Below are 24,429 nucleotides of genomic sequence, written 5' to 3' on the forward strand. Positions count from 1 at the left end.
GAACGCGCCATGAATCAGAGCAACAATGGGACTTATCGAAAACTACGCCGCACCGTGACGCTGGGCGTATGCGGCATTCTGTTACTGTTTGCACTGTTCATCGTCTATGTTGTCAGGAATGAACGTATCAATCGACTTCATGGCTTGGCAGCCCATGCTTCCGCCGCGACCAGCGTTAACGAGGTTTTGCTATCTCGTGTCCTGGTCGATATCGATCGATTTTTGCTGAAAACACGATTATTGCTGAAGCAGGGTAAGGCCGATGAATCGTTGCCAGGTTCATTGCAGGGCGAATTGGCCGCCAATCCCGAGTTAGTGGATTTGTTAATTGTCGATCGCGATGGTGTCGTCAGTCATTGGACCGGGGCCGGCGATAAGCCGGTAGTTCATGATCACCCATCTTACACCTATCATTTTAATCGTTCTGAAGATCACCTGTTTGTGAGTCCTCCAATGCCTTCATCGATAAGCGAAGGGGAGTATGAGGTCTCATTCAGTAGGCCTTATTTCGATGATGAACAACATTTTGCCGGAACGGTGGTTGCGGTTGTTTCGATTGATCGCTTGGCCGAAATTTTTGCCGGTATTGAACGTGCGCCGGGGTCGACTTTGGTCGTGATGAATAATGATAATCAGGTGTGGTTTCGTAACCCGCGCGTACCCGGCGATTCCGGCACTCGATTGCGTGAAGTGCTGAAACCTTATCGGGATAAAAGACAACGGTCGGGTAGGGTGATATCGCCATTTGACGGTAAGGCGTATTGGGTTGTCGAAAAGCGCATGGCCGATTTTCCTCTGCGAATATTGACGTCCGCCGAAATGACTTCGGTGATGGCCGCCGAGCGCGCCATGATTGCTTGGGCGATAGCGCTGTTTTTAGTCGTCTCGTCAGTGTTGTTCGTATTGTTGTATCTGATACGGCGACAGATGGACGATTTAGAGCGGGGCGAGAATGCTTTACAGAAAAGTCACGATCTATTAACGAAATTGTCCAAGCAGGTTCCCGGCGTTATTTATCAATTTCGATTATTTCCCGATGGTCGATCCTGTTATCCTTTCGCGAGTTGCGGTATCGAAGACATATACGAAGTCACCCCGGAACAGGTGCGCGAGGATGCCGCTTTGACCATCGCGAGAATACATCCCGAAGACCGGAATAACGTGATATCTTCGGTCTGGGAGTCGGCTGCCGCGATGACAGCATGGCATCAAGAATATCGTGTGATGTTACCCAAGCAAGGTTTGCGTTGGCTTCGGGGGGAAAGCCGGCCGGAACGGCTTGAAGATAACAGTGTGTTATGGCACGGCTTCATTACCGATATCACCGAGCGAAAACTTTACGAGCTAGCCGCTCAAGAGTTAAACCGCGATTTTAATACCTTTCTCGACAACACGTCGGATTATGTGTATTTCAAGGATCAAGACAGTCGTATTCGCTTTTGCAGTAAACCATTGGCGACGGTTTCCGGTTACGACAATTGGCTGGAATTAGTCGGTAAACACGATTCGGAAATTTTTCAGGAAGATATCGCGCGTATCTATTTTGAAGAGGAACAACCGATTTTTAAGGATGGGAATCCGTTGATCAATAAGATTGATCCTTACTATGATTTGCATGGACAGCTCCGCTGGGTCAATACCAATAAATGGCCGGTATTCGACTGCGACGGCAAGACGGTTGTCGGTTTGTTCGGCATTAGCCGCGACGTGACCGAACAGAAACGAATCGAAGAAGAATTGCGCCGGTCCAATGTCGATCTCGAGCAATTCGCCTATAGCGTGTCACACGATATGCGCCAGCCTTTACGCATGATCACAGGTCATCTGCAATTATTGGAACGCGCTTTGCGCGACACCTTGGATGAAGAAAGCAGAACCAATATGGCTTTTGCGCTCGATGGGGCCAGACGCATGGATGCGATGATCGTTTCGTTACTGGATTATTCGCGCGTGGGGCGAAAAACCGAACCGAAGACATGGTTGGAAAGCAAAGAAGCGCTGGATGAAGCGATGGTTTTTTTACAGCCGAATATTGTCGGCACGCAGGCTGAAATCGATGTACGAGGCGAGTGGCCGACTGTTTTTGCCAGTCGCGACGAATTGAGTCGCTTGTTTCTAAACTTGATCGGTAACGCGCTTAAATATCGGGAAGCGGATATTCAGCCGCGCATCGAGATTAGTTCTGATGTCGATTCGGTTAACTGGCGGGTGTCTATTCGAGATAATGGCATCGGTATCGATCCTACGCAAATCGATCGGCTATTTCAGTTTTTCAGCCGACTTCAATTAAGATCCTGTTACGAAGGAACCGGCATGGGACTGGCATTGTGCCGTAGGATCGTCGAACATCATGGAGGAAACATTCGCGCGGAATCGCAAGTCGAGGGGTACGGAAGCACCTTTAGTTTCGAGCTCCCGATTAGCAAACCGCCGCAACAGCATACCGGGGAGTCGTTTTATGAGTAAGGCTTCGATGCCGTTGAAAGTATTGCTTGGCGTCTCGGTACTTTGGACCGCTTCGGTGGCAGGCTTCTTTTTTTGGGATAGCCATATGTCTATTTGGAACGCGCAGGAAATGGCGATCAAGGAAGCGCGCGGTCATTTCAACAAAGATGTGGCTTTGCGTAAATGGGCCGCACGCCATGGCGGCGTCTATGTTCCAGTCGATGAACGGACTCGCCCGAACCCCGCCTTATCGCATATTGCCGAACGGGATATCAGCACGCCGTCCGGAATCAAACTGACATTAATGAATCCGGCGTATTTACTCCGGCAAGTCATGAGCGAATACGAAGAGCTTTATGGCGTTAAAGGAAGGATCACCGGCTTTAAGCCTTTGAATCCCGATAATGCTCCCGATGAATGGGAGGCGGCGGCCTTGCACCAATTCGAGCGGGGCGAAACGGAAGTTTTTGAACAAGCCCTGATTAACGGCGTGCCTTATATTCGCTTGATGAGCGCCATGGTGGCCGACGAATATTGCATGAAATGCCACAGCAGGCAAGGTTACCGTGTCGGCGATGTCCTGGGAGGCGTCGGCGTCTCCGTGCCCCTGCAATCTTATCTTGAGGGGGTGGCGAGGGTCGATCCGGAAAAAGTACTATTGTTGGCAGTTATTTGGATTATGGGCTTGGCTGCTATCTATGCAATCGGATTATTAATTCGGCGACGCGTCGAGGAGCGAAAGCTCAACGAGGCTGCATTAATTAGAAAAAACCGGGAAATTGTCAGCGCGAATGCGTATCTGACTCGATTCGCCGAAATTTCAGCTCATCATTTGATGGAGCCGACCCGACGTCTGGTGAGTTATAGCCAGCGCTTGCAAGGCCGCTTAAAAACCATGCCGGATGAGGCGCGTAATGATGAGATTTATCAAGACTTGCAAGTTTTGGAACGCGATGCCGCACACTTGCGTATGTTGGTTAAGGATATTCAATTATTTTTAGCGGCTGGCGAGCCGGTCGATAAGGTTTGCATTCAGGATGTCGATGCACTGGTGTCTAGTCTACTGCAACGCTTAGAGTCTCGCCTTAAACGCGCCCATGTGCGATTACACATCGATAAATTACCTCCGGCAACATTGGATAAATCGCGGTTGATCGATCTGTTTTGGATATTGATGGACAATGCACTAAGCCATGGATTGCCTATCGATGATAACGCCGTTCCTGAAATTCATATCAGCGGGGAACGCGTCGGCAAACTCAGCCGTTACCGCATCAGCGACAACGGCCCCGGTATTCCTCTGCAATACCGGGAGAGAGTTTTTGAAATTTTCGAACGATTGACTACGACCGATACGCCCGCGGGTGCCGGTATCGGTTTACCTATCGCAAGGCGTATCGTCGAGAGCAGGCACGGCAAAATAGGATTGGAAGATTCGCCGCTTGGAGGAATAAGCGTGGTTTTCGAATTGCCTGATGATAATTAAGGCTATACCTTTCGCACTTCAAATTTCGGCAGTGCTAGAGGAGGCGCCTGGGTGTCCGGTCGATTTTCGCTCCTGCAAAATCGACATTCACGCCATCCATGGCGCTCATAAAGGCTTTGCCAGCATGGAGCTGGCATAGAGCCTACATGGACGTATTCACGGCGTCCATTGGCGGACACCCCAGGCGCCGAATTTTTATCTACGACGGGTATATGTTCAGGATAAATTATTCCGAAATTTTTACTAGCCAACCGTCTTCGCTGATGCATTTAACGATCGGCGACCTGAGCTTGACGTTGATTCTCGCATGAGTACCTTTTAATTCGGAGGGCAGTTTGCCTCGTACCACATAAAATGGGTCCTTGAATTCGGTGGTAATCGCAATCGGAATCTTTTTGACGGTGACCTCAAGATTTTCCGGTTTGTCGAATCCGAAGGCATTGAAGGTGATGTCCGATTCGGGCGCGACTTCGGCCAAATGTGCCGGCACCAGTTTATTTTTGTTGATTCTTAATTTCTGACAAGCGGAACCGCCGCCACCGCCGGCCCCATGTCCGTCATGCATACTGGAGTTGCCTTGAGCTTGGGCGTAGCCGAATTGCATTGATAGGACGCAAGCGAGCAAAGTTTTTATTATTTTCATAGTGCTTCCTTATATTTTTCTAATTTTCGAAACGCGTAAGAGCAAAGGGTAGCCTGGATATACCCATTGCACTTCAAATTTCGGCATTGACGCATGGAGGCGCCGGGGTGTTCGGTCGATTTTTGCTCCTGCAAAATCGACATTCACGCCATCCATGGCGCTCGCAAAGGCTTTGACAGCAGGGATGCCGTCACAGAGCCTACATGGACGTATTCACGGCGTCCTTTGACGGACCCCCGGCGCCGAAATTTGACCAGCAAAAGGTATAATCTTACTGCTCCTCGCTCAAGCGTTAAATATACTCAATAACGGAACCTCCGCGCACTAAATTTTTCAGAGTTTTTTAGTCTGGAATTGTTCGAGCCAGTCCAGGCTGTCGAGGGTCGGTCCGACGGGCCTGTACTCGGCACCGGTCCAACCGGAATAGCCCGAATTCCGTATCGTGTCGAACAAACGATTGAAATCGATATTTCCCGTTCCGGGTTGGCCGCGTCCGGGGGTATCGGCAAATTGAATGTGTCCGATCGTTTCGGGGTGCAGGCGAATAAAGGCTTCGGGATCTTCGTTCATCATCGATAAGTGATAAATATCGACTTGCAATAAAATATTGGGGTGATTGAGTCGTTCGAGCCAGTCGAGCATTTGCGCGCCGCTATGGATAATAAAACCCGGCATGTCGATTGTATTGATGGCTTCGAAAATCGCGCTTACGCCGAAGGGCGCGAAAGTGTCGGCAGCCAAACTCAGGTTTTCGCCGAATGTTTGTAGATAGTCGTCGAGGCGGCTCGGATTCATGCAGCGCCCGGGAAGCACGTTGACTGCTTTAGGTTGCAAAGCCTCGATATAGTCGACGGTTTGGGTCAAGGCGGCTTTAAAGCGCTCCCGTTTTTCCGGCACTGCGGCCAAGCCTTCGCCGCCTTGCAACAAATCGTCCGCATCGACATTGAACAGCACCAGTTGCAAGCCGGTTTCGTCCAGTTTGGCGCGAAGTGCATCAATGCTTTCGCTATAAGGAAACTGAATCTCGGCCGCGCTAAAACCGGCGTTTTTGGCCGCGTCGAAACGATCTAATAATGGCAGTTCGGTAAACAGCATGCTGAGATTAGCGCTGAAATTGATCATCGGGGATGTTTATCTAATGGTGAATAGGTTGCGGATAACGCAATTAATATGGGTATGGCTTTTTTAACCGCGGGCATTTTCGGTTAAATGTAAATCCTAGGGTGCGCACCGCGCACCGTTTCATCAGCTTCCGGCTAGCACAACGCTTTGAAAATGGTATGCGATTCAAATTCTAAAAGGCTTCTTAACTTGGTCAATGTGACTTCGATATCGCTGATTGTTAATTAACATTCGCGGCTTCGAATCGCGATCAGGGGATCGCTGCCACAACGGGTTTGCTAGCGCTGTGGGAGCGACGCCTACGTCGCGATTATCGAAGTCGTTAACGCTAAAATACAAATAGCCTTACCGGACGACACGGCAATCTAAGGCTTGATCGCTATGGCTCTTTCTGGTTCTAATGGTCCTTCGTGGGAACCCATTCCTTTGCTGCCGAGTCAAGACCAGTATGCATTCCCACGCTGGAGCGGAGGGAACGAGGAAAAAGGTTTTTTCATCACCGTTCGAATAGCTTAATCAACGTAGCCGGGTCTTGTTCGAGAAAGCCTTGACTGCCGTGTAATTGCATCAGTTGCGCGGCAAGGCCCGACATCGGGATGGCATTACCTTGATCGGACGCCAGATCGACCGCCATGTTCAGGTCTTTCAGTAAAGTTTTGACGCGCCATTTGACCGGTTCGAAAATTCCGTCCGCCATTTCCGGTCCGACGATTTGTAATGGTTTCGAGTCGGCGAAGCCGCCCGCCAATGCTTCGGGGATTTTAGCGGCATCGACGCCGGCCTGTTTCGCCAGAGCAATCATTTCGGCAATCACCACCACATTGCAACTGACGATCATTTGATTGCATATTTTTGCAATTTGCCCGCAGCCAACCTCTCCTAAGTGCGTCAGTTGGCGGTAGAGTGGAGCCAAAACTTTGCGCGCGGTTTCGATATCGTTATCGGTGCCTCCGGCCATGATCGCCAAACTGCCTTGTTCCGCGCCTTGCACTCCGCCGGAAACGGGCGCATCGACCCAAGTCATGCCGCAGCGTTGCTGTAATAGTTCGGCAAGCCTGCGTGTGGTTTTCGGATCGATGCTTGAGAGATCGATTAGCAGTTTTCCGGCGGAACCGGAGTTAAGAATAGATTTTTCGACGACCGAAGCCACGGCCTGCGAATCGGACAGGCATAACAAAACAACATCGGAAGCCTGGACCAATTGCTCGACCGAATCGCAGGCAAGCGCGCCCGCTTCGACGACCGGTGCCAGTTTGTCTCGGGAACGGTTCCAGATGTTGACCCGAAAGCCCGCATCGAGCAAGCGTAAAGCCATTGGTTTGCCCATCAGGCCCATGCCTATGAAGCCTAAGGTTATTTTGTGTTGCGTCATGCTTGAATGTTTTTGTTCCAATTCGTACGATGCAGTAGGGTTAAGGCTGAAGTGGTTTACTTTGCGGTAAGGAGCAAAAGCTTAATGCAATCGATCGGCGTTTGCAAAAGCTTGATGATGACTCGCGCAGAGACGTAGAGCTTAAGTTTCTCCAGCAATTCCGAATTTGGAGATCAAAAAGGGTGTGGGGTTTGCTTGGCGAGGATGTTGGCAGCAGGGAGCGGGAGAAATCTTTCCTATCAATATCAGTAGTGACATCGAAGCCGTTTATGTAAGTCTTGTCTTAAAAAATCCTCATCCTGCCAGGCGTTAACCGCTATAACATCCGGAACACGGCTACAGCTAGGCCGGCGACTGATAGAAATATACCCATCGCCCACATGGTTAGTTGCCGCATGTCGCGGTGGAGTTGTAGTATTTCCTGATGGACTTGCTCAAAACGCTTGTCGACTTGCTCGAAGCGCTTATCCATCTGCTGCATGATCATGTGCATGGTTTCGCGTAGAGCCTTAAGCTCCTCGCCCTGGTTTTTCAGCGCTTCTTCAACCCGCACCGCACCATGCGCTCGCGCAATTCGATTTCATAAACTACCGGAGGTTTGCCGAGCGATTGTTCGGCAAGCCAAACGGCTAAATGGGTTTTGATGTATTCAATATCTTCTGCAGCTAACATTCGATCACTTCCATTAGTATTCGTCTCAACCGGCATTATATGCTCGTCGTACATTTAATTTCGGTTTTCAAACCTCATATATGGACCCTTCGTTTGTTTTAAGCCAAGTCTCGGACGTGGTTCATTAGTTATAACGCCTTGAAAAGTTGCGCGGTGCGCACCCTACTAAGGACGTGAATTTTCCTCGTTCCCACCGCTCCAGCGTGGGAACGCATATTGATTTTCCAGGCGGAAACTGTTATTCAGCCCGCCCCGAACGTTTTGATTTGCTTTGGCCACGGTTTAAACGTTTAGGACGGGGTTGAAAACCCCGTCCTGCCCAGGCAAACCCCGTTCTGCCCAGGTTCTGCCTAAATGGTCATAACGGCGAGCGAGGAGCATGGGAAATATAAGCTCGGCGCTGCCGTGTGTTATCTTTATCGGGCCAATTAAGTCAATTTCTTGTATTTGATCCGGTGCGGATTGTCGGCATCGGTGCCTAAGCGGCGATGGCGGTCGGCTTCGTAATCGGCGTAATTGCCCTCAAACCAAACCACTTGACTGTCGCCTTCGAAGGCCAGCATGTGCGTCGCTATCCGGTCCAAGAACCATCTATCATGAGAAATGACCACCGCGCAGCCGGGGAAGGCCAGAAGTGCTTCTTCAAGTGCCCTCAGGGTTTCGACGTCGAGGTCGTTAGTCGGTTCGTCGAGCAGCAAGACGTTGCCGCCGCTTTTCAATAGCTTGGCCAGGTGCACTCGGTTGCGTTCGCCGCCGGACAAATCGCCGATGCGTTTTTGCTGGTCGCCGCCTTTGAAGTTAAAGCGGCCGACATAGGCGCGCGATGGCGTTTCGTATTTACCGACCGTGATGATGTCGAGACCGTCCGAAATTTCTTCCCAAACCGTTTTGTTCGGGTCTAGGTTATCGCGCATTTGATCGACATAGGCCAGTTGTACGGTTTGCCCGATGGTGACGGTGCCGGAGTCGGGTTGTTCAAATCCGGCCATCATACGGAACAGCGTCGTCTTACCGGCGCCGTTCGGGCCGATGATACCGACGATGCCGCCCGGCGGGAGTTTGAAGCTCAAGTCGTTGATCAGTAATCTATCGTCGAAGCCCTTGTTGATGTTGTCGGCATGAATCACGATATCGCCGAGGCGCGGGCCGGGCGGAATATAAATTTCTTGGGTTTCGTTACGTTTTTGCGCTTCTTGCGAAGACAGTTCTTCAAAGCGCGCCAAGCGAGCCTTGCTTTTCGCATGGCGGCCTTTCGGGTTGGAACGTACCCATTCCAATTCGGCCTTCATCGATTTCATTCGGGACGTTTCCTGGCGTTCTTCCAATTCCAGGCGTTTTTCTTTTTGTTCGAGCCAGCTCGAATAATTTCCTTCCCAAGGGATGCCTTGTCCGCGGTCCAGTTCCAGAATCCAACCGGCGACATTGTCGAGGAAGTAACGGTCATGCGTGACCGCGACTACGGTGCCGGGGTAATCGTGCAGAAAGCGTTCGAGCCATGCGACCGATTCGGCATCCAAGTGGTTGGTCGGTTCGTCGAGCAGCAGCATGTCGGGGTTGGATAGTAAGAGTCGGCATAATGCGACGCGGCGTTTTTCACCGCCCGATAGTTTCGTGACATCTGCGTCCCAATCCGGCAGGCGTAGCGCATCGGCAGCGATTTCCAGCTTACGGTCCAACTCCCAAGCACCGGCCGCTTCGATTTTGTCTTGGAGTTCGGCTTGTTCGGCCAGCAGGGCATCGAAGTCGGCGTCGAGGTCGGCGAAGGCGTTGCTGACTTCGTCGAATCGGGTCAGTATCGCTTTGATTTCAGCTACGGCTTCTTCGACGTTGCCGCGCACGGTTTTGTTCGGGTCGAGTTGCGGTTCTTGCGGCAAGTAGCCGATATGAATGCCTTTTTGCGGGATCGCTTCACCTTCGATATCTTTGTCGATTCCGGCCATGATTCGTAATAGCGTCGATTTACCCGAGCCGTTCAGGCCCAGTACGCCGATTTTGGCGCCGGGGAAGAAGGATAGCGAAATATCCTTTAGGATATATTTTTTGGGCGGGACAATTTTGCCAACCCGGTTCATTGAATATATGTATTGAGCCATTTTGTGATGGATTTCCGGTGTGTGAATGGAATGGATTGCGAGTTATTATTTCACGTTATCGCAGAATTTTTAAGTGTCGTTAAATAGACTAGTCCACGTTCGCCTTCCTTCATGACTTGTGCATGGTTCCATTCGAATATCGGCCGGCAAAGAAAGGCAAAGCGGTTCATCCACGGTTTGCAGGTTGCGACGTGCCAATCGAATTCGAGCCTTGTCGATTCGGCATTGCCCGAAATTCGGCAATGTCCCGAACCGATTAAGTCGCCTTGAACTTTCACCGCGAGGTAGCGATGCTCAATGGCGCGCGTGACGGTCAATTCAATAACTAATCGGTAGGGTAGTCTTGTTCGCCAATAAATACGCCGTTTATTATTAGGAATTTTCGATGCGCCGGACGAGATGTTTTCGACCGAATCGACATATCTCCACCAATCCGGCCAGGTTTCGGGGCGAATCAGGTAGAACCAGACGGGTTCGATCGGCGACGGAATCAGCCAGGTGGTATTTAACGAGAAGTCGGGCATAATGACGCGCTCCGCGCAATTGGAGTTAATGTCTGATGCAAGATGAATTCAGAATATACTGAAAAAATGAATTTTTCCTATAGTGTAGCGGGTAATCCGACTTGATAATGAAGTTTTAACCCACACTCGGCCACGATGAGCTTACGTTTCCAGCTAAATGTTAGAATTTTGTTTTTATTCGTCTGTATATTGTTACTAGGCGGTTCGATCGCGATTTGGCGGGCTCGGGAGGCGGTCAATGAAGAAGTCGGTTCTTCTCTAAACCTGGCATTGCAATTGGTTAAATTCGGATTTTCGAAACCGGCCTCCGCAACCATGAAGGAGTCGGATTGGATTTATTGGCTCAGCGCTTTAAGAGAAACACGCCATTTGGACATCCGCGTCCAACAACCGACCGGTGAAACGATTCAAGTGACTCGTTCGCTGCAAAGTAAAAACCAGCCCGACATGCCTCCGGCTTGGTTTGTAAATTTGGTTACCGCCGATTATTCCGAAACGCACTATCCGATCGTGATGGCCGACGGTAAAGCATTGATGCTGATCATTCAGCCGAATCCGATGGATGAAACCGTCGAGGTTTGGCACGAAACGGTCGCTTTTTTTATCACGCTTTGTCTGTTGATTGTATTGATTTTTTTGGCGGTGCATCAAACCTTACATAAAACCCTTCGCTTTATCGATACGATTGTCGACGGTCTCAAGCGCATCGAAACCGGACAATACCGGGAAATGCTGCCAGGGTTTTCGATTCAAGAATACGATAATATCGCCGGCGCGATCAATCATATGGCTGGCGTGCTCGATACGACTCGTGAGGAAAATCGTGCCTTAACGAAGCATTCGCTGCAAATTCAGGAAGAGGAGCGCCGGCGCTTGTCGCAGGAATTACACGACGAATTGGGTCAATCGTTGACGGCAATCAAGGTCATGGCAGTCACTGCGGCGCATGAAAAAGCCGATACCCGTCAAATCACCGAGTCGATAAGTCATATCTGCGATCATTTGATGGCTATCGTACGCTCGATGATGCATCAATTGCATCCTTTGATTTTGACCGAATTAGGATTGAAAGCCACGCTCGAAGATATGGTTAATCACTGGTCCGAAAGAAATCCTCGGTTGAATTTGACGATCGAGTGTCCGGACGAGTTGGATTTACTCGATCAAAATGTTGCGATACAGATATTTCGTGTCATTCAGGAATGTTTGACCAACACGATCCGTCACGCCGAGGCCAAACACGTTAAAATAGTGTTGGAAATTTTAGGCGAAGATCGGGATTGTTTGCATTTGGAGGTGGTCGATGACGGGCGCGGTTGCGATATCAATCGGATATCGTCGGGATTCGGGCTCAGAGGTATTCAAGAAAGGATTAAGTCGCTCGACGGCGAGCTGAGCGTCCGTTCGCAACCCGGTCAAGGCATGGCAGTTAGCGCAACGATACCTATTTTATGAAAAGCAAAATCAAAATTATTTTAGTCGATGATCATGCGGTTGTGCGCGCCGGGTTTCGGATGTTGCTCGGAACGCATGATACGATCGAAATTGTTGCCGAGGCCGATCGAGGGGAGCAGGCGATTCAATTGATGCAGGAACATGCGGTCGATGTCGCTGTGATGGATCTATCAATGCCCGGCTTAGGCGGGTTGGAAACGATACGGCGTATTTGTCAGCGCGACAGTAAGGCTAAAATTTTGGTGTTCAGCGTTCATGATGAACAGGTCTATGTCAATCGAGCCATTGCGGCCGGAGCTAAAGGATATATCAGTAAAAACAGCGCGGCGGCCAATCTTGCGATGGCAATAGAGCATATCGCCAATGGCGAAATTTACATCGAAGATGGGCTGCTCAAGGATCAAACCGGAAAGTCGGATGTGATGGATTACCATGCAATTATAGAGGCGTTTTCGGCCCGGGAATTCGATGTATTCCGTTTGCTTGCGAAAGGCATGACGGTACACAAAGTTGCCGAAGAGCTATGTTTGGGCTACAAAACGGTCGCCAATTACGGCACGCAAATAAGAAATAAGCTCAAAGTTTCGACGCTGGCGGAACTGGCGCACATCGCGGTGATTTTGGGCTTGATGAAAAATTGAGCGGTTCGAATTTCTTCGTTTCCACCGAGGCATCATGAAAATTCCGAACATTCAGCCGAATCGACAAAGGCCAAACGATCCGTCACACCGACAGGGATTGCCGTTATACGGTGTACAAGGACCGTACTCATGTGCCTTTAATGCTTTGCCTAGCCCCGTAGGGTACGCTATGCGTACCATGGTAACCCCTCGATGTTAATTTCATGAGCCAACCGAACCGCTAGGGCACGGCTTTGGTACGCGCAGCGTACCCTACAATTATAACGATGAGAGCTCCAGCTTGGGTAATCTGTTCAGGAAGCTCTAACTTCCCGACAATCAAGAAAGATTGAACGAGCGAGTCGGGGTTGATTGAGAATGTGCGGAGGTTGTGTCGGTCATAGGAAGCTGGAGCTTGGGAAAGAGCGTGATGCGGGTTGGACGTTTTTAGCTTGATGCGCATGAATTTACAAACCCGTCCCGCAGAGTCTATTCAAAAGCTTGCCATCCCTGGCATTTCCTTAAGCATCGCCGAAATTAGAAGTGCGAAAGGTATAACGACTGCCGAGCAGTCATTTTTTCAACTCGATTTTTAAATTTATGTTCGAACTCTATCTCGATAGCGCCGATATCGCGCAAATCGCTCGCTTTCATGACTGCTTGCCGGTCAAAGGCGTGACGACTAATCCATCCATCCTGGCCAAGTCCGGGGTCGGTTTGAATCAATTATTATTGAATTTGGCCGAATTGATCGGTCCCGAAGCCCGTTATCATGTTCAGGTCGTTAGTTCGACTGTCGACGGCATGGTCGAGGAAGCGAAACGCTTACAGGATTTACCTTACGATATTGTCGTGAAAGTGCCGGCCAACGAAGCGGGTTTAGCCGCAATCAAAAAAATCAAAGCCGATGAGATAGCGGTTCTGGCCACGGCTATCTATAGCGTTCAGCAAGGATTTTTAGCTGCTTTGTGCGGAGCGGATTATCTGGCGCCCTATGTCAATAGAATCGATGCGATGGGCGAGAATGGGCCGCAAGTGGTTGCCGATTTGCAACATTTGCTCGATCGCCAAAAATTGCCGTGTAAATTGTTGCCGGCCAGTTTCAAGAACACTCGGCAAGTACTCGATGTGTTGAGTGCGGGAGTGAGCGCTATTACTCTGCCGATCGAGATTGCCGAACAAATGCTGGGGCATCCGGCGGTGAATCCCGCGGTCGCGCAATTCGATTTGGATTGGTGCAATGTGTTTGGTAATCAGTTGTCGTTTGAAAGTTGACGCATGAATCCGGCGTTGCGATCGGTAACGTCTTTGTTTCTGCAATTCAATCAAATCGGAGAGACGACAATGACGATGAATTGGCAAGTAATCGCCGAGCGAATCGAACAGGCGACCGGACGGCCTTTTTCGGTAACGGAATCCCGTCCGGTCGGCGGCGGCGATATTAATGAAGCTTACCGGTTGCGTAATGACGAACGAACTTATTTCGTAAAATTGAATCGTCCGGCTGCGGTCGATATGTTCGAGGCCGAAGCCGAAGGATTAAGAGAAATAGCCGGCACCCGGACGATACGGGTGCCCGAACCGGTCGTGTGCGGGCAAACCGAGCAGCGGTCGTTTCTGGTTTTAGAATATATCGAGTTCGCTCCGTCGAGTTCTCGTTCCGAGCGCCAATTAGGGCGGCAATTGGCGTTACTGCATAGTGTGGAGCAGCCTTATTTCGGGTGGCATCGAGACAATACGATCGGCAGCACGCCGCAACCGAACGGCCGTTATGACGATTGGCCTGGTTTCTGGCGCGAGCAGCGATTGGGGTCTCAGCTACGACTAGCGGCGCAAAACGGTTATCGAGGCCGGTTGCAAAGCCAAGGCGAGCGGCTTTTGGCGGATATGGATGCCTTGTTCGACGATTACCGACCTAGGCCGTCTTTGTTGCATGGCGACTTATGGGGCGGCAATGCCGCTGTCGCAACCGGCGGGGTACCGGTAATTTTCGATCCGGCCTGTTATTACGGGGACAGCGAAGCAGACTTGGCGATGACCGAGCTTTTCGGCGGCTTTAGCCGGGATTTTTATGCGGCTTATCACGAGGTCTTGCCGCAAGACCCAGGATATAGGGTTCGAAAGACCTTTTATAATCTTTATCATATTTTGAATCATCTCAATTTATTCGGTTCGGGCTACTTGAGCCGGGCCGAAACGATGATCGGGCAGCTGTTGGCTGAAATTTAGGATTTCGTGATAAATAACGTCCTGGCGCTATGAGCTTTTGTTGAGAGTTCGGCAACTCGCTTGATACAGGGGGGGCGCCATGAATACATCCATATAGATACTCTGTTCAAAATCAAGTTAAAAATGGGCATTTTCTATAACTCAGTAATTGCCGAGGAGCAAAAAACTGCCCTGCTGCCGACATCCTCGCCAAGCACACCCCACACCCTTTTTGATCTCCAAATTGGGAATTGCTGACCAAACCCCTTCCAACAGTTGTCTAAGTTATACCTTTCGCACTTCAAATTTCGGCATTAGCCTATGGAGGTGCCGGGGTGTTAGGTCGATTTTGCTCCTGCAAAATCGACATTCACGCCATCCATGGCGCTCGCAAAGGCTTTGATAGCATGGATACTATCATAGAGCCTACATGGACGTATTTACGGCGTCCTTTGACGAGCACCCCGGCACCGAAATTTGATAAGCAAAGGGTATATTTCATGCTCGATCCTTATCGGTTAACGGCATTGAATAGATAGACAAGAAATATCATCGTGAATTTCATTGTTTTGCATGTAGTCGGATAATTCGGCTTTAATGGTTTGTATTCGTTGTCCCGATGTAGATTGTTTTAAGGTTTTCAACAACCAATCATGGCCGGAACATTCGGAGAGAGGGTCTTCAATGTCGACGAGTCCGTCGGAATAGAAAAATAATTCGCACGCTTGCTGCCATTGCCAGATTTCTGTGCCATCGTCAAATTCGTCATCGTCCAGTACGCCGGCGAATGTATGTTGCGATTTGAAAGCACGGATAGGAATGCCTTGAAGATCCAGAGCCCATTGGTCGGGTAAGCCCCCGTTCCATATTTCAATCCATTGGTTACGGTTATCGACCATGCCTAGGGCTAATGCCACGAAATGCCCGGCTGGTAATTCTTTTTTTAGGCGATTGTTGATTTCTCTAGCAATGCAAGAAACCAATAATCTTTTTTTCGTCATCCCTTGAAAGACTTGGTTGACGATGATGGTCGGCAGTGCGGCAGCGAGTCCGTGTCCGGTCGAATCGGCCAACATAAAATAGAGACGGTCGGGGCTGATACGTTTAACGCAAACTAAATCGCCGCTAAAACGTCTGGCTGGCAGTAGCCAATAATTCAACTGCGGGTCTTGTAAGTCGTTTTGATGAATCAAACGATCGAAGATCGTCTGCGCGAAACGCTGTTCGACTTCATTTTGGTCTTGGTAAGCTTGGAGTTGGCGCTTTCCTTCAATGATGCTGTTTTGCATCTCGATCGACCGTTCGATACTTGTTAGCTTCGCATAGAGAATCGCTGGATTGATGGGCTTGGGCAAATAATCGTCGGCGCCGGCCTCAAGGCCTTTGACGACATTATCCTCGCCGTCGACAGCGCTTAAAATAAGAATCGGAACCCATTTATCGATATTCAAGGCTCTGATTTTGGCGGTCGCTTCAAAGCCATCCATGACCGGCATCATGATATCCATCAGTACTAAGTCCGGCTGTTCGTGATTGAATTGTTCGATGGCTTCGAGTCCGTTTTCGGCAAATAGGATTTGATGCGCTTTTCGCGATAATAGCTTAAACAGCATCAGTCTGTTTTGCTCTATGTCGTCTACGACCAATATTTTCATGGCTTGATGTGATTCGTGTGAGTTGAACTATTGTGACGCAATTGTCAATAATAGTTGCGCGTTATAAAACCGGCAAGAAAATAAGGAATCTAAGGCTCGAAGCAGACCGGTAATTGCTATAAAATGAGCGGGTTTACCTTGATGTTGCGGTTTAATTCGAGCTTGCCATGAACTAGCTCAACTATGACGACTTTATGATTTAATGAAAATACTCATTTTAGGCGCCGGCGTGACCGGCTCGTCCGTTGCCAGTGCTTTGGCAAGCGAAGAAAACGATATTGTTGTAATCGATAGAAAACCGGAATTATTAGCGGCGTTGAAGGAACGCTACGATATTGCCACGGTAGCCGGTAATGCGGCCCATCCCAGTATATTAGAGATGGCCGGTGTCCGCGATACCGATATCGTCATCGCGGTAACCGACCGGGATGAAACCAATATGCTGGCTTGCCAGATCATCAACACTTTATACAGCAAGCCAAAAACGATCGCTCGGGTAAGAGCTATCGATTTTCTTAAGCATCCCGAATTATTCAATCCTTATGGTATCGCGATCGATATCGTGATCAGTCCCGAACAGATTGTGATGGAAGCGATTCATAATTTAATCAAGTTCCCGGGTGTTTTACATATTTCTTCATTTGCGGATGGACTGGTAAGGCTCTTTTCGATCAAGGCCGTCCCAGAGGGGTTTTTGACGGGCAAAAAAATCAAGGCGCTCAAACAAAAACTCGCTAATGGAAAGATTCGAGTCGTGGCGATATTCAGACAGGGCGAGTCATTGGAGGTTAATGGCGAGGCCGATATTCTCGAAGGCGACGAAGTTTTTTTCGTTTCTCCGCGGCATAAAATCCGCAAAGTATTGACCGAACTTCATACCTTGGAAGAACCGGTCAAAACGATCATGATTGCCGGCGGCGGCCACATAGGCAAACGCTTGGCGATGGCGCTGGAGCATAATCACCAGGTTAAGGTTATTGAGCATGACCCGGTACGGGTTAAGAAAATTGCCAACGAACTCGAAAATACTGTGGTACTACAGGGCGATTGTACCGAGGAAACGTTACTCGTCGATGAGCTAATTGCCAAGACCGATTTGTTTTGCGCAGTTACTAATAACGACGGCGTCAATATTATTGCCGCCGCCTTGGCAAAAAAGCTGGGAGTCAAAAAAACGATTTGTTTGCTCAATCATGGCTCGTATATCAAGTTATTGACGGGCAGTGAAATCGATGTCGTGGTTCAACCGAATCAGGAAACCTTAGGGCATATACTCAAACATGTTCGCAAAGGCGATGTTGCCAGGGTAAGCTCTTTATGCGGCGGGAGCGCCGAAGCTATCGAGGCAATAGCGCATAAGGACGAAGACGGCCGCTCATTATCGGTCGTGGGGCTTAGAGTCGATGAAGTGAAACTTCCCGAAGGTGTCGTGCTGGGCGCCTTGATTCGAAATAAAGAAGTCGTTCCGATTCATCACGATACGGTTTTCGAAGAGAACGATCATATCGTGATGTTCGCGCTGGATAAGAAACTCGTTAAAAATATTGAAAGTTATTTTCAGCGCATTTAACGGACTATCATATGCAAGCTAAAGTCGTTTTAAGAAGCATCGGACTGATGTTGATGATGTTCAGCACCACACTGTTCCTGCCGTTGTTGGTTTCTTATATTTACCAGGATCAAGCCGAATCATTGTTTTGGCAAAGTTTTTTGATCCTATTGACGGCGGGTGCCGTGCTTTGGTTTCCGTTCCGTAATGAAAAGCGTCAACTCTATCATCGCGACGGTTTTTTGATCGTCGCTTTATTTTGGATGATACTGGGGACGATGGGAGCCGTACCGTTTATTTTAGGCGATACGCCTAGTTTGTCGATCACCGATGCCGTGTTCGAATCGGTTTCGGGTTTCACGACGACCGGCGCAACCATTCTCGAAGGTTTGGACGATATGCCGAAATCGATTTTGTTTTATCGGCAATTGTTGCAATGGTTCGGCGGGATGGGCGTTATCGTGTTGGCGTTGGCGGTTTTGCCGGTATTGGGCATCGGTGGCATGCAGTTGTTTCGGGCCGAAGTACCGGGGCCGGTCAAGGACAGTAAGTTGACGCCACGTATAGCAGGGACCGCTAAGGCGCTTTGGGTGATCTATTTAGGGATTACGATAATCTGTGCGATCGCTTATCGAATTGCCGGTATGGATTGGTTCGATGCGATCGGGCATTCATTTTCGACGGCGGCTAATGGCGGTTATTCGACGCATGACGACAGCATCGGCTTTTTCAAAAATCCGGCGATAGAAATCGTCGCGATTTTTTTTATGGCCGTATCCGGTATGAATTTCGCTTTACATTTCGCAGCATTGCAAAGCGCGTCATTGAAAGTTTATCTATTGGATAGCGAGGCGCGTACCTATTTACTACTGATGATTTTATCGGGGTCAGTGGTCGGAGGAATTTTGTATTATGAAGGCATCTCTGATTTTTCGTTGTTCGATGCGATGCGGCATGGCATGTTTCAAATCGTCTCGTTTATGACCACAGCCGGATTTTCCACGACCGATTTTTATAACTGGCCAGGGCCGGTACCGGTAATGCTGGTGTTTATCGGTTTTGTCGGCGGCTGTGCGGGTTCGACGGCTGGAGGCTTGAAAGTCATACGCGTAATGTTGCTTTATAAACAAGGTGACCGAGAAATCCAACGCTTGATTCATCCGAATGCCAGTATTCCTGTTAAAGTGGGTAAGGAAGTGCAGCAAGAACGCATTATCGAGGCGGTTTGGGGATTTTTCGGTTTATATGTCGTATCCTTCGTAGTGATTATGCTATTGATGATGGCCGGAGGGCTCGATCAAGTGACGGCATTTTCGGCTGTCGCGGCCTGTATCAATAACGTCGGACCCGGCTTGGGGGATGTTGCGACAAGTTTTAGAACGGTAAGCGACCCGGTCAAGTGGTTGGCTTGTTTTGCGATGCTGCTGGGTCGCTTGGAAATATTTACGATTTTGGTATTGCTTTCGCCGAAATACTGGCGATACTAGACGGGTAAATAGCTACAAAATTAGGCTTAAGTTTATGAATAACCGAAGCGAAATTGAGCATATTCAGAGGGAGTTCGCGAATGCGTGCAAGCAATACGAGCAATTGCGGCATGTATCTGTGCAAGGTAATCTCAGTACGAAAATGGCCTTTGATCAATGCGCGCCGGTATTGAACTCTAAGAAACAAAATACTGAACGGTTTTTGACAAAATTGACTACGAAAGAACCGGAATTAGACGAATATAATCTTCAAAGCGCCAGAAAAACCTTACAGGAATTCATTGTTGCATTGCGAGATTCCGAAATTAAAATCCGAAACGCACGTACCATGCCGCCGTTCCTGTATTAATTTCAGTAAAGCGCAAGCTTTCGAATTGAGGCTTAATGCGAATCATAAAATGCTGTAAAAGGCGCCGAATCGCTTAGCAAATAAGGCTCTCATAGAACCATGCGGGAAACCGATGCCCGGCTTCTAACACGCGAAAGAAACGGGATCGTTGCTGATTGTCAATAGAGCAGCAATATTACTGTTGATAAAATTTCGCTTTAGGTAATCAGTCGCGCTTTCATTTTTTACTCCCTTTATTACGATCGAACGAATTTAAGTTCATTTGAGGAGAACCTATGGCTCAGTATGCAATCATTGGTTTAGGCCGTTTTGGCATGACGCTGGCATTGCAATTGGCAAAGATGGGTAACGATGTGATTGGTGTCGATAACGAAAGAAAGGTTATCGAACGAGTGGCGAATTCCCTTAGTCATGCCATGATCGCCGATGTAACGGATGAAGGGGTCTTAAAAGAGTTGAGTTTGGATTACTATGATGCCGTGGTTGTCGCAATCGGCGAGGACATGCAGGCCAGTTTGATTTGCGTGGTTCATTTAAAAAACCTGGGTATTAAGAATATTTGGGTTAAAGCCACGACAGAAGAACATCACCTTATTTTGAAAAGCTTGGACGTAAGCCGAATTATTCACCCGGAAGAGGAAATGGGGATAAGGACGGCACGAGCGCTTCATTATCCGATGGTACGGGAGTACATGACTTTGGGTGACAGGCAGTATGTGGTTGAAATTCCTGCTGTTGAAAAACTCTCAGGCTCATCATTGGCGGACTTGCTATCAGAGGTAAAAAACCAGGTGTTTTGTCTTTTGATCAAGCGGCGCGAGAAATTATATCCTTCCCCTCACGAACAATTTGTTATCGAATGCGGCGATGTGCTGATTTTGGCGGGAGACAGGCCATCATTGACAAAGTTGGTGCCGAGGTTAATGTAATTCGATGCGTACTAAGCTCACATTGCAGCGTCATTTTAAAAAACACCGGTTAAAATTTTCTCACGCTGTTTTGAAAGCCAGTCCCCCCGCGATTCTGGTTGCGGGTTATCTGGGATTAATCACTGCGGGCACTCTTTTGCTCAAACTTGAGATCGCGACCAATAAAGCGATTGGTTGGCTTGATGCGCTGTTTACTGCGACGTCGGCCGTTACAGTAACCGGTCTTGTCGTGCTTGATACCGGCACCGATTTTAGCTTGTTCGGACAAATCATCATTGCCTTGCTCATTCAGTCCGGCGGATTAGGGTTTATGACGTTTTCCATTTTGACAGCGATGAATCTCGGAAAAAGAATTGGGATCAAGCATCAACTCCTTGCACTTGAAGCGCTGAACCAAACAAGTATGAACAAAATTTGGGAAGTTGCCGTTGCGGTAATTTATTTTGCGTTTGTCATTGAAGCGGTAGGATTAATTTTACTGACCGTATTATGGAGTACCGATTATGGATGGGTTAAGGCGCTTTACGAGGCTTTTTTTTATACAGTCTCAGCCTTCAACAATGCGGGCTTTGCCCTGTCTGCTGACAGCTTGACGCGTTATGTCGATAATGTTCCGGTCAACCTGGTTGTTAGTGGGCTGTTTATTACTGGAGGGCTCGGCTTCGTCGTATTATTGGATTTGTGGCAGATCCGGAGTTGGAAAAAACTGCAAATATACAGTAAAGCCATGATCGGCGGCACTCTGATGATTAATCTGGTATCTTGGTTAATGGTTTGGTTATTCGAGCGGCACAATCCCGCTACGATTGGAAATTTTCACTTATCCAGTCAATTAATCGCTTCATGGTTTCAGGCGGTTACACCTCGCACAGCAGGATTTAACGCGTTGCCGATCGAATCGCTAAGCGACTCGACTACCTTGCTGACTTTATTGCTGATGTTTGTCGGGGGCGGATCCTTGAGTACCGCAAGCGGCATTAAATTAGGTACCTTTATTGTCATTTTTATGGCGATCTATGCCTTTCTAGGAAGGCGGGACGAAGTGACATTAATGCAGCGGTCAATTTCCCAGAATATTGTCATGAAGGCTTTTGCGATTACGCTGATTTCCATCGTCTTGGTATTCATCGGAACCCTTTTATTATCGGTGTCGGAGCAAGCGCCGCTGGTGGATGTCTTATTCGAAGTCGTTTCCGCCTTAGGCACGGTAGGTTTATCGAGAGGGCTTACCGGCGAATTATCGGTGACCGGCCAATGGATCATTATGATTCTAATGTTTGTAGGGCGTTTAGGCCCATTGACTTTTGTATATGTCATAGCGACGCCCAGGCCAAGACGGATAAACTATCCTAGTTTAGATATCCAAGTAGGTTAGGCAAAGTGGAGATTTCTGTTTTTACTGAATCAAATACTGTGGCTTCTACGAGAGAGGTGCACCCGAATAATCGGAGCAGTTAAATAATGGCAGTTCGTAAAAATTCAACAAAGATTGTTATCACTGAAGCCGGGCTTTTATTGCCGAAAGGGAAAAGCAAGCGCCTGGCGTCAATAGCAAAGCCTACGCATAAATCGGAGGGATTGGAAAAACTCGCCGTTTTAACCGGCGGTAAAGAAGTAATTAAGCTGAATCAAGAAGCTTTGGCTTTACTGCAAAATGCTGTGCTGACTATAAATCGCAGAATAGACGAAATCAAAAAACACTATCCGCCCGGTAAGCAAAATATGTTGTTTGCGATTCGATACGGGGATCTTGAAAAGCTAAAGCAAAGACGCTTGAAAGAGATTTTCGAGTTGCTTGATATAGAGAAGCCGGCGAAATTCAATCTGATAGCCGAGTTGAATTATTTCGGGGTAAAAGTTAGTTATACCGACTAAAGTAAATCCTTCCCGGATAACATTATGATCGATACCGCAACGGTTGCTTTAGCCGCTTTATTTACGACGGTCGGGCCATTGGATGTGGCTGCCGTTTTTACCGCGATGACAGCTTCGGCTACGCCCAAGGAGCGACAGGTCTATGCGGTTCGCGGAGTCGCGATTGCGACCATGATTTTATTGGTCTTTGCGTTTGCCGGCGACTTTTTATTGAATAGTTTGGGCATTTCGCTGGCTGCCTTGAGAACCTCGGGCGGCATTTTATTATTTTTGATTGCTCTCGATATGGTTTTCGCGCGTTCTTCGGGAGCGCTTACGACAACGTCGGCGGAAACCGATGAAGCCCGTTTGAGGCATGATATTTCAATTTTTCCCTTGGCGACTCCGCTGATTGCCGGTCCCGGCGCTATGGGTGTGATTATTTTGCTAATGGCCGATTCTGCCGGCGATTTCTCCCGTCAATTGGTCGTTTTGTCGTCATTGTTCATTATCATGTTGCTGACGCTGTCGATCTTGTTAATGGCTAGTCAAATTCATCGATTCTTGGGTGTTACCGGCATCCAAGTCATTACCCGGATTTCGGGGATTCTACTCTCGGCATTGGCGGTTCAGTTTGTTTTCGACGGTATTGTGCAGAGCGGTTTGATGGGGTAGGTGAAAGGTGAAAGGTGAAAGGTGAAAGGTGAAAGGTGAAAGGTGAAAGGTGAAAGGTGAAAGGTGAAAGGTGAAAGGTGAAAGGTGAAAGGTGAAAGGTGAAAGGTGAAAGGTGAAAGGTGAAAGGTGAAAGGTGAAAGGTGAAAGGTGAAAGGTGAAAGGTGAAAGGTGAAATTGGCGCTTGACAAGTGGTGGGAAAACCGCATCATTTCACTATTCACTATTCACTATTCACTATTCACTATTCACTATTCACTATTCACTATTCACTATTCACTATTCACTATTCACTTAGACTTTCCGGCGAATCGGTTTAATCATTCCAACGCGCTTTATAGCCGCGTTCGTCGATATGCACGAAGGGGCCGTGGTGTGGCGTCTTTCGGTAACGCGCTAGGCCGCCGACGAATTTGTTGTATAGAGATTGACCTTCCATTTCCTCGATGATATCGATCAAAACCTTGGCGTCTTGGTAATCGCGTTTACCGTCTTTGTTGAGGTCGTCCATATAGCCGTCCTTGGGATTTACGTCGATGTAAATATCCGCGGCACCGCCATAGATGTGTTGGCTATAGGGGCCTTGTCCGAGCGATTTGTTATACCAGGGCGTTCGATAACCGCTCATGATATGCAGCGAATCGACCGGAAAATGCTTGCTGTACAGCGTTTCAATAATGTGTTCGAGCTTGAGCAGCAATCGTTCGCGCAGCACCAGATATTTCGGAAAGCCGCCTTTTTGATGGGAAAGGAATTCGCCGATCGTAAAATGCGGCGATACCTTAGTATCTTGATTGGCTTCGGTGACTTCGATAAAACCTTTCGGCGTTTCGTAGGTTGTCATGTTTTTAAACGGTAGGCGGGGATAGCTTCCGATTTGATACCCGTTCAACATGCCATTTTTCACGTTGCTAGCCGGTACCATGACAAAAACGTTCAGCTCTGTGGTTTCCTTGCTAATGGGATGAATCAAACGTAAAACGGTCAAACCAGGCTTATTGGGCGCTTGCCATTGCCATTGTTGCTGGGCAAGTTGCCGTGTTTTGCCTTGTTCGGCTTGAAACTTTACAGGGACAGAGGGTTTGTTTGTTTTGACTTGAAGAATAAATCGCTCATTAGGTAATAAAGAGATGCCAAGAGTATTAAAGGGAATGGTTTCGTCCTTATTGCTATGTTTCGAAAAAGAATGAATCGTGACTGAAAAACTGTTTCGTTCGCTGCGATGATGTCCTGCCTGTGATAGGTTGGAGTAAGTCAATAATACGATTATCAAGAATGCGCTTAATTTCATCAA

22 protein-coding genes are annotated in these 24,429 nt (G+C 48.5%); 13 read left to right on the plus strand and 9 right to left on the minus strand.

Going from position 1 to position 24,429, the window contains the following annotated elements:
* Positions 1-9 precede the first annotated feature (9 nt).
* Together EQU24_RS06505 and EQU24_RS06510 are read left to right on the plus strand one after the other, a co-directional pair.
* Positions 10-2,466: an ATP-binding protein gene (locus EQU24_RS06505; protein ID WP_017840266.1), complete on the plus strand. Its 2,457-nt coding sequence runs from the start codon at positions 10-12 to the stop codon at positions 2,464-2,466.
* Entirely contained in the window at positions 2,459-3,931 is a 1,473-nt protein-coding gene (locus tag EQU24_RS06510) for a sensor histidine kinase (protein ID WP_017840265.1), read from the plus strand. Before EQU24_RS06505 ends, EQU24_RS06510 begins: the two co-directional genes overlap by 8 nt.
* Positions 3,932-4,157: 226 nt before the next feature.
* Here the strand turns inward: EQU24_RS06510 and EQU24_RS06515 are convergent, their stop codons facing one another.
* The 7 genes from EQU24_RS06515 to EQU24_RS06540 form a co-directional block, all read right to left on the minus strand.
* Entirely contained in the window at positions 4,158-4,574 is a 417-nt protein-coding gene (locus EQU24_RS06515) for a hypothetical protein (RefSeq protein ID WP_017840263.1), read from the minus strand.
* Positions 4,575-4,907: 333 nt separating this feature from the next.
* Positions 4,908-5,696 carry a hydroxypyruvate isomerase family protein gene (locus EQU24_RS06520; RefSeq protein ID WP_017840262.1) on the minus strand — a complete coding sequence of 263 codons (789 nt, stop codon included), beginning with the start codon at positions 5,694-5,696 and terminating at the stop codon, positions 4,908-4,910.
* A 496-nt stretch (positions 5,697-6,192) separates the two neighbouring features.
* Complete coding sequence (locus EQU24_RS06525; protein ID WP_412768461.1) at positions 6,193-7,089, minus strand: NAD(P)-dependent oxidoreductase; 897 nt, start codon at positions 7,087-7,089, stop codon at positions 6,193-6,195.
* 295 nt (positions 7,090-7,384) lie between these two features.
* The gene (locus EQU24_RS06530) at positions 7,385-7,621 is read right to left on the minus strand and encodes a hypothetical protein (RefSeq protein ID WP_138767111.1); all 237 of its coding nucleotides are present in this window, start codon (positions 7,619-7,621) and stop codon (positions 7,385-7,387) included.
* Positions 7,600-7,740, minus strand: coding sequence for a hypothetical protein (locus tag EQU24_RS22705; protein WP_201764851.1), 141 nt, complete (start codon positions 7,738-7,740; stop codon positions 7,600-7,602). The genes EQU24_RS06530 and EQU24_RS22705 overlap by 22 nt, the downstream gene beginning before the upstream one ends.
* Before the next feature lie 428 nt (positions 7,741-8,168).
* Positions 8,169-9,833: an energy-dependent translational throttle protein EttA gene (gene ettA, locus EQU24_RS06535; RefSeq protein WP_026130114.1), complete on the minus strand. Its 1,665-nt coding sequence runs from the start codon at positions 9,831-9,833 to the stop codon at positions 8,169-8,171.
* Between the two features lie 50 nt (positions 9,834-9,883).
* Positions 9,884-10,357: an SRPBCC family protein gene (locus EQU24_RS06540; RefSeq protein WP_017840259.1), complete on the minus strand. Its 474-nt coding sequence runs from the start codon at positions 10,355-10,357 to the stop codon at positions 9,884-9,886.
* Between the two features lie 135 nt (positions 10,358-10,492).
* Here EQU24_RS06540 and EQU24_RS06545 point away from each other — a divergent pair, with 135 nt between their 5' ends.
* From EQU24_RS06545 to EQU24_RS06560, 4 genes are all read left to right on the plus strand, one after another.
* Positions 10,493-11,812 (plus strand): ATP-binding protein, encoded by a 1,320-nt coding sequence (locus tag EQU24_RS06545; protein ID WP_017840258.1) that lies wholly within the window; start codon positions 10,493-10,495, stop codon positions 11,810-11,812.
* Positions 11,809-12,453, plus strand: a complete 645-nt coding sequence (locus EQU24_RS06550; RefSeq protein WP_017840257.1) for a response regulator transcription factor — start codon at positions 11,809-11,811, stop codon at positions 12,451-12,453. Before EQU24_RS06545 ends, EQU24_RS06550 begins: the two co-directional genes overlap by 4 nt.
* 579 nt (positions 12,454-13,032) lie before the next feature.
* Complete coding sequence (locus EQU24_RS06555) at positions 13,033-13,707, plus strand: transaldolase family protein (protein ID WP_017840254.1); 675 nt, start codon at positions 13,033-13,035, stop codon at positions 13,705-13,707.
* A 3-nt stretch (positions 13,708-13,710) separates the two neighbouring features.
* Positions 13,711-14,661, plus strand: coding sequence for a fructosamine kinase family protein (locus tag EQU24_RS06560; protein ID WP_017840253.1), 951 nt, complete (start codon positions 13,711-13,713; stop codon positions 14,659-14,661).
* A gap of 497 nt (positions 14,662-15,158) precedes the next feature.
* Here the strand turns inward: EQU24_RS06560 and EQU24_RS06570 are convergent, their stop codons facing one another.
* Entirely contained in the window at positions 15,159-16,295 is a 1,137-nt protein-coding gene (locus tag EQU24_RS06570; protein ID WP_017840252.1) for a fused response regulator/phosphatase, read from the minus strand.
* Positions 16,296-16,497: 202 nt separating this feature from the next.
* On the opposite strand from EQU24_RS06570, the gene trkA reads away from it, so the two are divergent.
* From trkA to EQU24_RS06605, 7 genes are all read left to right on the plus strand, one after another.
* On the plus strand, positions 16,498-17,865 hold the full coding sequence (gene trkA, locus EQU24_RS06575; RefSeq protein WP_014148938.1) for a Trk system potassium transporter TrkA: 1,368 nt from the start codon (positions 16,498-16,500) through the stop codon (positions 17,863-17,865).
* Between the two features lie 11 nt (positions 17,866-17,876).
* Positions 17,877-19,331: a TrkH family potassium uptake protein gene (locus EQU24_RS06580; protein WP_017840251.1), complete on the plus strand. Its 1,455-nt coding sequence runs from the start codon at positions 17,877-17,879 to the stop codon at positions 19,329-19,331.
* 34 nt (positions 19,332-19,365) lie between these two features.
* Positions 19,366-19,680 carry a hypothetical protein gene (locus tag EQU24_RS06585; RefSeq protein ID WP_017840250.1) on the plus strand — a complete coding sequence of 105 codons (315 nt, stop codon included), beginning with the start codon at positions 19,366-19,368 and terminating at the stop codon, positions 19,678-19,680.
* Positions 19,681-19,955: 275 nt separating this feature from the next.
* The gene (locus EQU24_RS06590) at positions 19,956-20,609 is read left to right on the plus strand and encodes a potassium channel family protein (RefSeq protein WP_017840249.1); all 654 of its coding nucleotides are present in this window, start codon (positions 19,956-19,958) and stop codon (positions 20,607-20,609) included.
* A 4-nt stretch (positions 20,610-20,613) separates the two neighbouring features.
* A complete protein-coding gene (locus EQU24_RS06595; protein WP_017840248.1) occupies positions 20,614-21,984 on the plus strand; it encodes a TrkH family potassium uptake protein in 1,371 nt (456 codons plus the stop codon).
* A gap of 86 nt (positions 21,985-22,070) precedes the next feature.
* Positions 22,071-22,484, plus strand: a complete 414-nt coding sequence (locus EQU24_RS06600; RefSeq protein WP_017840247.1) for a hypothetical protein — start codon at positions 22,071-22,073, stop codon at positions 22,482-22,484.
* Between the two features lie 24 nt (positions 22,485-22,508).
* Positions 22,509-23,138 (plus strand): MarC family protein, encoded by a 630-nt coding sequence (locus EQU24_RS06605; protein WP_017840246.1) that lies wholly within the window; start codon positions 22,509-22,511, stop codon positions 23,136-23,138.
* A gap of 313 nt (positions 23,139-23,451) precedes the next feature.
* Here EQU24_RS06605 and EQU24_RS06610 read toward each other — a convergent pair whose 3' ends face one another.
* The gene (locus EQU24_RS06610; protein ID WP_017840245.1) at positions 23,452-24,426 is read right to left on the minus strand and encodes a D-Ala-D-Ala carboxypeptidase family metallohydrolase; all 975 of its coding nucleotides are present in this window, start codon (positions 24,424-24,426) and stop codon (positions 23,452-23,454) included.
* Between the last annotated feature and the right edge of the window lie 3 nt (positions 24,427-24,429).

Origin of the sequence: Methylotuvimicrobium buryatense (assembly GCF_005931095.1) — a bacterium.
GTDB lineage: Bacteria > Pseudomonadota > Gammaproteobacteria > Methylococcales > Methylomonadaceae > Methylotuvimicrobium > Methylotuvimicrobium buryatense.